Consider the following 7,734-nt stretch of genomic DNA (forward strand, 5'->3'; position numbering starts at 1 on the left):
GTCGAAAATGAATCCGGAGCGCTGGAGTCAAATAATTATTGATGAAGTTCTCGAATGGACGATGTTTTCCAACGACGATATTTAGAACTATTTTCGTTTTCTAAATCTCAAATACAGGCAGGATCGTCCGCTAGTTGGCTGCGACCCTGCTAGCGACCAGTTCCACCCCCCTACCTTCCCTTCCGGAACGCCTCCGCCTTCTCCGCCGCCGCGTCGGCCCGCCAGCGCTTCGGCGCGGACTTGTCGACCGTCTCCCCCTCGGCGGTCAGCACCTCATTGGCGAACTCGAGGTCCATCAGCTTCATGCGCTTGATCTCGTCGCGCAGGCGGGCGGCTTCCTCGAATTCGAGGTTGGCGGCGGCGTTGCGCATGCGGCCTTCGAGGTCCTTGAGGGCGGCCTGGAAATTGCTGCCCACGAAGGGTTTGGACGCCTCGGCCACGCCCGGGGCCGTGAGCTTGTCGAGGGCGCGGGACTCATAGGGGCTGGCCATGATCTCGCGGATGTCGCGCTTGACCGACTCCGGGGTGATGCCGTGTTCGGCGTTGTAGGCCTCCTGCTTCTCGCGGCGGCGGTTGGTCTCGGCGATGGCGCGCTCCATCGAGCCGGTCATGCGGTCGGCGTAGAGGATGACGCGGCCGTCGACGTTGCGGGCGGCGCGGCCGATGGTCTGGATCAGCGAGGTCTCGGAGCGCAGGAAGCCCTCCTTGTCGGCGTCGAGGATGGCGACCAGGCCGCACTCGGGGATGTCGAGGCCCTCGCGCAGCAGGTTGATGCCGATCAGGACGTCGAAGGCGCCCATGCGCAGGTCGCGCAGGATCTCGATCCGCTCGAGGGTGTCGACGTCGGAGTGCATGTAGCGGACGCGGACGCCCTGTTCGTGCATGTATTCGGTCAGGTCCTCGGCCATCTTCTTGGTCAGGACGGTGACGAGCGAGCGGTAGCCGTTGCGGGCGACCTGTTTGACCTCGTCGATGACGTCGTCGACCTGGTTGCGGGTGTCCCCGCTGACCGGGCGGATCTCGACCGGGGGGTCGATCAGGCCGGTGGGGCGGATGACCTGTTCGGTGAAGACGCCGCCGGTGCGCTCCATCTCCCACGGGCCGGGGGTGGCGGAGACGAAGACGGTCTGGGGGCGCATGGCGTCCCATTCGTCGAACTTGAGCGGGCGGTTGTCGATGCAGCTGGGCAGGCGGAAGCCGTATTCGGCCAGGGTGGATTTGCGGCGGTAGTCGCCGCGGTACATGCCGCTGATCTGGCCGACGGTGACGTGGCTCTCGTCGACGAACAGCAGGGCGTTGTCGGGGATGTATTCGAAGAAGGTGGGCGGCGGCTCGCCCGGGGCGCGGCCGGTCAGCCAGCGGCTGTAGTTCTCGATGCCGGCGCAGGAGCCGGTGGCCTCCATCATCTCCAGATCGAAGCGCACGCGTTGCTCGAGGCGCTGGGCCTCCAGCAGCTTGCCGTTCTCGACCATCCAGTCGAGCGTCTCCTTGAGCTCGGCCTTGATGCCGGTGATGGCCTGGTTGAGCGAGGGTCTGGGGGTGACGTAGTGGCTGGCGGCGTAGACGGTGATCTCGGTCAGGTCGGCGGTCTTCTTGCCGGTCAGGGGGTCGAACTCCTGGATGGATTCCAGCTCGTCGCCGAACAGCTGGATGCGCCAGGCGCGGTCTTCCTGGTGGACGGGGAAGATCTCGATGGTGTCGCCGCGCTTGCGGAACATGCCGCGCTCGAAGGCGGCGTCGTTGCGCTTGTACTGCAGGGCGATCAGGTCGGCGCGGAGCTTGGACTCGTCGATCTGGTCGCCGACCTTCAGGGTGAAGGTCATGGCGGTGTAGGTCTCGACCGAGCCGATGCCGTAGATGCAGCTGACGCTGGCCACGACGATGACGTCGTCGCGCTCCAGGATCGCCCGCGTCGCCGAGTGGCGCATGCGGTCGATCTGCTCGTTCACCGAGCTGTCCTTCTCGATGTAGGTGTCCGACTTCGGGACGTAGGCTTCCGGTTGATAGTAGTCGTAGTAGCTGACGAAATACTCGACGGCGTTGTCGGGGAAGAAGCTCTTGAACTCGGAATAGAGCTGGGCGGCGAGGGTCTTGTTGGGGGCGAGGATCAGGGCCGGGCGCTGGGTCGCCTCGATGACCTTGGCCATGGTGAAGGTCTTGCCCGAGCCGGTGACGCCGAGCAGGACCTGATCGCGCTCGCCGGTGTTCGCCGTGGCCACGAGCTCGGCGATGGCGGCGGGCTGGTCGCCGGCGGGGGTGTATCGGGTCTCGAGCCGGAAGGGGATGTGCTTGCGGCCGGCGGGACGGTCGGGGCGGTGCGGGGTCCAGTCGGCTGGGGCGCCGGGGGCCTCTTCCGGCGTCAGGCGCGGGCCGGTGACCGGGGCGAACATCGGGGCGCGGTTCTTCGCCGCCGCCGGGTCGAAGAGGAACGGCGCCGGGGCCTCCGCCAGGCCCGACTGGCCGGGGACATGGACGGGCTTGCCGGATTTGCTGGGAGAACGGGCCATGAACGCCAAGGTAGGGTGCGGGGCGGCAGGCGGCTAGAGGGCGCGCCGCCCCGCGGGCGTCAGACGCCGCGCAGCAGGACGCCGGCGGTCAGGACGGCGAAGGCGACGGCCAGGGTGTTGAAGACGTGCTCGCTGACCACCGGGATGTCGACGCCGGCGTACTGGACCAGCATGGCCAGGACGGCGAGGATCACGGCGATGGCGAACAGGGGCACGGACGGAGCCGTGAGCGGAAGACCGGCGCGACGAAGGGCCATGGGAGCATCCTGATGCGTGACGCGGCGAGATGCGGCGGTCGAGCTTCGCCATAACGCGGGGCCCGACCGCTCGTTCCGTCAGAAGCGGAGCCGCACCCCGGCCATGGCCAGACGCGGGGCGCCGGGGCGGGCGCCGGCCGGGGACAAGGCCGCGGTATAGACCTCGTCGGTGACGTTCTGGACGCTGGCGAACAACGCCGCCCGGTCGGTGAGCTCGACCGTGGCGGCGAGGTCGACGAGGGTGCGGGCGTCGATCCGGTCGCCGGCGGCGATCGGCCCGGAGCCGGCCGAGGCGCGGGTCTCGGAGACGCGATTGACGCTGGCGTCGAGGCTCCAGCGGTCGAAGTCGAGACCGGCGTTGAGGGTCAGCTGGTGGCGCGGCAGATAGGGCAGTTCGTCGCCCGCCGCGACCACGCCCCAGGGGTCATAGTCCGAGCTGAAGCTCGTCTGGAACTCGCCGTCGCTGAGGGTGTAGACCAGCGATACCGGTACGCCGAAGCCGCGGCCGAAGGCCTCGCCGGCGTCCCATGAGGCGGTGACCTCGAGACCGCGCACCTCGACCGCACCGCCGGAGAACTGGTCGCCGATGACGCAGCCGCCGCCGGTCGAGGCGGTGCAGCTGCCCAGCAGATTGTCGTAGTCGTTGAGATAGGCGATGGCCTCCAGCGAGACGGCGCCGTCGTAGCGCAGGCCGGCCTCATAGTTCCACGAGGTCTCGGGATCGGCGTCGGAGCCGGGGCCAGGGTTGGCGAAGCCGCGATGGGCCCCGGCGACCAGAAGAATGCTGTCGGTCAGCTGATACGTCGCGCCGACGCCCGGGATCCAGACGTCGAAGCCGGTCTCGACCACGCGGGTCGGGGCGTCGCGTCCGGGCGGGCTGGTCGGATAGTCGATGCGGCGCAGGTCGATGGACTCATAGCGAAGGCCCGGGGTCACCGTCAGGCGACCGGCGCGGAGGGTGTCGCGGACGAAGAAGGCCCAGGCCTCGGCCTCGCCGACCCGGTTGGTCTGGGCCCCGTCGACACCCCGCGTGGTCAGCGTCATGGCGCCGTCGTCCATGCGGTAGACGTCGTCGCGCTGGAACCGATCCTCGCTGTCCTGGTGGTAGCGAGCCGACAGTTCCAGCGCATGGCTGAGGCCGCCCGTATCGAAGCGGGTGGTCACGACCGACTGGATCCCTTCGGAGACATAGGCGCGGTTGTTGTTGCGGACGCGCAGGCCCTGGGCGCCGCTGACCACGCCGGGATCGCCGCGCAGGATGCCGAGGGAGACCGGATGGGCCGCCGGATCGGCCAGCACCGTGGCGATCCCGACCCAGCCGGTCCCGGCGCCGTTGCGCACGTCATTGAGCTTGTACCAGGCGCGGGTCGTGTCGTGACGATAGGCCGTGGTGGTCAGGTTGACCGAGGGGGAGACGTCGAGGCTGTGGGTCAGCTGAAGGGTGTCATGGTCGACATTCATGACGTCGACCTGGCTGCCGGCGTAGCGACGGTAGGGATCGGCGGCGAAGTCGGCGAGGGTGAGGCCGAGATAGGTTTCGTCCGAGCGCTCGGTCAGGGTCTGGTATTTGAGGGACAGGGCCTGGGCCATGCCAGCGCCCGGCGCGGTGCGCAGGCCGAGCCGGAAGACGGCGTCATCGATATCGAAGCCGGTGGAGCCCCCATTGTCGAGGCGTTTGAAACCGTCCGACTGTTCATGCAGGAGCTCGATCTGGCCGCCGACCTGCCAGTCGGGCCCGGCCTCGATCCAGCCGCCGATCGCCCCATGGGCGCGGACGCCGCCGAAATCTCCGCCCACCAGGCTGGCCCGTCCGGCCAGGCCCTCGCCCGCGCCGCCGCCGATCGGGGTCGAGGTCAGGTTGACGGAGCCGCCCGTGGTCAGGGGGCCGTATTTGATCGCCCCGGGGCCCTTGGTGACCTCGACGCCGGTCATGCGGGCGAGGCGGGGGAAATAGTAGGCCGCGGGCGCAGCATAAGGCGCCGGGGCGATGAGGACGCCATCCTCCATCAAGGCGACCCGCGCCGAGCGATCGGTCCCGGAGCCGCGGATGCCGATATTGGGCCGCAGGCCGAAGCCGTCCTCTTCCTGGAGCACCACGCCCGGGGCCTGGCGGAGGACGCGATTGACGTCGGAATAGGCGAAGGTCTCGAGCGCCGCCTCGTCCAGATAGGTGGCCGAGCCGCCGACGGCCCGAGCCTCGGCGCGCGAGCCGACAACGACGACCGGCCGGAGGACGACCGGATCCTCCCACGTCGGGGTCGGCGCCGCCGCGCGGGGCGGTTCTCCGGCGAGCACCGACGAGGCGGCGGTCGAGACAGCGAGGGCGAGGACTGACGTCAGCGTGCGGTTCAAGGCGAAGGCTCCGGGTCGTGCAAATGCGAGTGACTATCAACGAGCCCTCTCATCTGCCGCCGGCTCCTGCAAGTGCGACCCATTCTTAATATGGCCTCGTGTCCTGCACGCAACAGTCGCGGAGCCGGGCGGAACGGCCGGTCTGATCCGGTCCGAAAACCGCGAGACGATGCCGCGACAGTCGCGCAGGGTTCCGACTCTACGGAACCCCGCCCATGACCGCCTTTCGCGACCTGCACCGATCCGGCCTGCTGATCCTGCCTAACGCCTGGGACGGAGGGTCGGCGGCGCTGATGCGGTCGCTGGGGGCGAAGGCGATCGCCACGACCAGCGCCGGCGTGGCCTGGGCGCTGGGCTGGCCGGACGGAGACGCCCTGCCGGTCGAGCGCGTGGTGCAGGCGACGCGGGATGTGGTTCGGGCGGCGCAGGGGCTGCCGGTCTCGGTCGATTTCGAGGGCGGCTATTCCGATGATCCGGCCGAGGTCGCGGCCTCGGCCCGGACAGTGGTCGAGGCGGGGGCGCAGGGGATCAATATCGAAGACGGCGGCGGCGCGCCCGAGGGGCTGGCGGCCAAGATCGCGGCCATCCGGGCGGCGGTGGGCCCCGAGTTGTTCATCAACGCCCGTTGCGACGTGTGGCTGAGGGGCGTCGGCGAGGCGGGGACGCGCGTGGCCGAGGCGGCGCGGCGGGGCGCGATCTACCGGGCGGCGGGGGCGGACGGGCTGTTCGCGCCCGGGCTGACAGACGAGGCCGGAATCGCGGCGCTGGTCGCGGCGACGGACATGCCGCTGAACCTGCTGGCTTACCCGGGGCTGCCGGAAGCGAAGAGGCTGGAGGCCATGGGCGTAAGGCGGCTGAGCGCCGGGTCGGGTCTGGCCAGCGCCGCCTACGGCCGGGCCGCGGCCCTGGCCCGGGATTTCCTGGTCGATGGAGCGTCAGAGCCGATGATGGCGGGCGGGCTGCCGTGGTCGGAGATGAACGCCCTCATGGCGTGAGGCGCGGCCGGTCAGAGTCCCCGGAACAGGACTCCGGCGCTGAGCACCGCGAAGGCGATCAGCAGGGTCTCGACGACATGGTCGCTGACCCACGGGATGTCGATGCCGAGGAGGCGCGCCAGCACCGCCAGCAGGGCGATGAAGACGGCGGTCCCGAACACCGGCACGGTGGGCGCGGAGAGGGGGATCGCGCCGCGCAGACTGGCCATGACACAGGCTCCTGAACGCGCCGGAGGGTGAGCGCGAACCGGACTGTGCGCCGTGCCGCCAGACCTGGCAATACGACGGCCGGGCCGGGCTCAGCCCGCCTCCTCCTCATCGTCGAGCGGGTCGGGCGGCGTCATCAGATCCTCCGCGGCGTCGTTGACGGGGGGCTCTTTTGGGGAGGGGTCGGCGGGCGGCGGGGCGGACGGGTTCGGCGGGCGCGAACGACCGTGACGGAGGCCGAGGGTTTCCAGCGCGTCCTCGCCCTCGTGGCCGAAGACGCTGCGGATGCGCAGGTCGGTCTGCGGGAAGGGGATCTCGATGCCGGCGTCGTCGAGGGCGTCGGCGATGGCCCAGGTGTAGGCGGCGTGCATGGCGGCGGGCCGTTTGACCGCCTCGCGCGTCGGCCAGACGAGCAGTTCGAAATCCAGCCCGCTCTCGCCGAAGCCGACCAGCCAGACCTGGCTCTTGCGGGTTTCGGTCTCGGGCAGGGTGAAGGGACTGGCGCGGGCCGCCTCCAGCACCGCCTCGCGCACCTCCGAGCGTCTGGCGCCATAGGCGACGGAGAAGGGAATGTGGATGCGGCGGGTGTCGCCCTTGAGCGTCCAGTTGATCACCCGGCCCTCGATGAAGCGCGAGTTGGGGACGAGGATGTTGATGTTGTCGTTGTTGCGGATGCGGGTGGCGCGCGGGCCGATCTCGGCGATGACGCCGCGCACCTCGTCCTCCAGTTCGACATAGTCGCCGACCGAGACCATGCGGTCGAAGATCAGGAACAGGCCGGAGACGAACTCCTTGACCACGCCCTGAAGGCCGAGACCGACGCCGATGCCGATGGCGCCGGCGAACACCGCCAGCGAGGACAGGTTGAGCCCGGCCGCCGACAGGGCCGCGAAGGCGCCGAAGACGATCAGGCCGTAGCTGGCCATCTTCTCCAGCACATACAGGGCGCCGGCGCTGCGGCCGGAGCGCTCGCGCAGCCGGCCCAGGCTGCGGCCGACCAGTCGCGACAGGGCCCAGGCGACCAGGAAGACCACGATCCCGGTCGCCACGCCGCCGAGGGTGACGGGGGCGCCGCCGAGGCGAAACAGGGGATCGGCGTCCAGCGCGATGAAGTCGAACATGGATGGGGAGCGCGTCCGGTACGGTGAAGGTTCCGATCAGGCCGCGGCGACCGGAGCCGAAAACCGCGAGCCCCGGCGGCCGGTCGGGTGCAGTATGGCGTCATGACGCGATCTCCGCCCCCTGCCCTGACCCTGTCGTGGGTGGACAGTCCGATCGGTCCGCTGGCGCTGGCCTGTGACGACGGCGGGGTGCTGCGCGGCCTGTCGTTCGGCGACGGGCTGATCAAGGCGATGCGGCGCGAGTATCCGGCGGCGGCGCTGGCGGACGGCGCGGCCCCGGCGGCCCTGGCGCGCA

General features: G+C 69.8%; 7 protein-coding genes. 2 read left to right on the forward strand and 5 right to left on the reverse strand.

Translation table 11 applies throughout. The annotated features are described in order from the left end of the window. Positions 1-170: 170 nt before the first annotated feature. The 3 genes from uvrB to RDU12_RS09670 all read right to left on the reverse strand — a co-directional run bounded on the left by uvrB (position 171) and on the right by RDU12_RS09670 (position 5,116). Positions 171-2,507, reverse strand: coding sequence for an excinuclease ABC subunit UvrB (gene uvrB, locus RDU12_RS09660; protein ID WP_300289808.1), 2,337 nt, complete (start codon positions 2,505-2,507; stop codon positions 171-173). 59 nt (positions 2,508-2,566) lie between these two features. After that, on the reverse strand, positions 2,567-2,764 hold the full coding sequence (locus RDU12_RS09665; RefSeq protein ID WP_300289809.1) for a hypothetical protein: 198 nt from the start codon (positions 2,762-2,764) through the stop codon (positions 2,567-2,569). A 78-nt stretch (positions 2,765-2,842) separates the two neighbouring features. After that, positions 2,843-5,116 carry a TonB-dependent receptor domain-containing protein gene (locus RDU12_RS09670; protein WP_300289810.1) on the reverse strand — a complete coding sequence of 758 codons (2,274 nt, stop codon included), beginning with the start codon at positions 5,114-5,116 and terminating at the stop codon, positions 2,843-2,845. 215 nt (positions 5,117-5,331) lie between these two features. On the opposite strand from RDU12_RS09670, the gene RDU12_RS09675 reads away from it, so the two are divergent. Then, entirely contained in the window at positions 5,332-6,111 is a 780-nt protein-coding gene (locus RDU12_RS09675) for an isocitrate lyase/phosphoenolpyruvate mutase family protein (protein ID WP_308684521.1), read from the forward strand. A gap of 11 nt (positions 6,112-6,122) precedes the next feature. On the opposite strand, the gene RDU12_RS09680 is transcribed toward RDU12_RS09675, so the two are convergent. Then, positions 6,123-6,320 carry a hypothetical protein gene (locus tag RDU12_RS09680; protein WP_300293245.1) on the reverse strand — a complete coding sequence of 66 codons (198 nt, stop codon included), beginning with the start codon at positions 6,318-6,320 and terminating at the stop codon, positions 6,123-6,125. Between the two features lie 90 nt (positions 6,321-6,410). Beyond that, entirely contained in the window at positions 6,411-7,439 is a 1,029-nt protein-coding gene (locus RDU12_RS09685; RefSeq protein ID WP_300293243.1) for a mechanosensitive ion channel family protein, read from the reverse strand. A 102-nt stretch (positions 7,440-7,541) separates the two neighbouring features. Between RDU12_RS09685 and RDU12_RS09690 the strand changes: the two genes are divergently transcribed. After that, a partial coding sequence (locus RDU12_RS09690; protein WP_374990208.1) for a hypothetical protein occupies positions 7,542-7,734 on the forward strand: 193 nt, incomplete at its 3' end.

This window comes from Brevundimonas sp. (assembly GCF_031082345.1).
In the GTDB taxonomy this organism is placed as follows: Bacteria; Pseudomonadota; Alphaproteobacteria; order Caulobacterales; family Caulobacteraceae; genus Brevundimonas.